The 957-nt window shown below is 72.0% G+C and carries 1 pseudogene; it reads left to right on the plus strand.

Features of this window, described 5'->3' with window-relative positions:
• Positions 1-957, plus strand: a pseudogene (locus P409_RS39805) (hypothetical protein); the annotation flags it as partial.

The raw sequence follows: 957 nt of genomic DNA on the forward strand, positions 1-957 counted from the left end.
CCAATGGCGGGCGGGTGCTGTTCTTCCGCGACGTCGCCAGCGTCGTCATGGACCTCAACGATGTCGAGCGCATCGAATTCCACGCCCTGGGCGGGACCGACCGCGTCATCGTCAACGACCTGACCGGCACCGACGTGACCCGGGTGACGGTGGATCTGGAAGGCGTGCTGGATGGCGGGGCCGGCGACGGCCAGGCCGATGTCGTGACCGCCAATGGCTCCGCGGCCGCCGAGACCGTGACCCTGAGCCTGTCCGGCACCGCGGTGGTCGCGAACGGGCTGGCCGCGCAGCTCGTCGTCGAGCATGCCGAGACCTCGGACCGGCTGGTCGTCAACGGCCTGGACGGCAACGACCGGATCGACGCGCGGGCCCAGGCGACGGCGGCGATGGCCCTGACCCTGGATGGCGGCGTCGGCAACGATGCGCTCTTCGGCGCCGCCGGGGCGGACCTGCTGCTGGGCGGCGACGGCGACGACCTGGTGGTCGGCGGCCGCGGCAACGACGTCGCCTTCCTGGGCGCCGGCAACGACACCTTTGCCTGGGTCCCCGGCGACGGCAGCGACACGGTCGAGGGCCAGGCCGGCACCGACGATCTGAGTGTCACCGGGAGCGCCGCCAACGAGACCTTCGGCATCGCGGCCAATGGCGGCCGGGTCCTGTTCGTCCGCGATGTCGGCTCCGTCGTCCTGGACCTGGACGATGTCGAGCGCATCCAGCTCAAGGCGCTGGGCGGCGCCGACACCATCGCGGTGCACGACCTGACCGGAACCGACATCATCCGGGTCGGCATCGACCTGGCCGGGACCACCCCCGCGGCCGGTGACGGCGCGGCCGACGCTGTGAGCGTGGACGGCACCGTCGGCGCCGACATCATCTCGCTCTCCTCCTCGGGCAGCGATATCGGCATCGGCGGCCTCGTGGCGACGGTGGTTGTGCAGCGCACCGAGGCGATCGACC

The organism is Inquilinus limosus MP06, from assembly GCF_000767795.1.
Lineage (GTDB): Bacteria > Pseudomonadota > Alphaproteobacteria > DSM-16000 > Inquilinaceae > Inquilinus > Inquilinus limosus_E.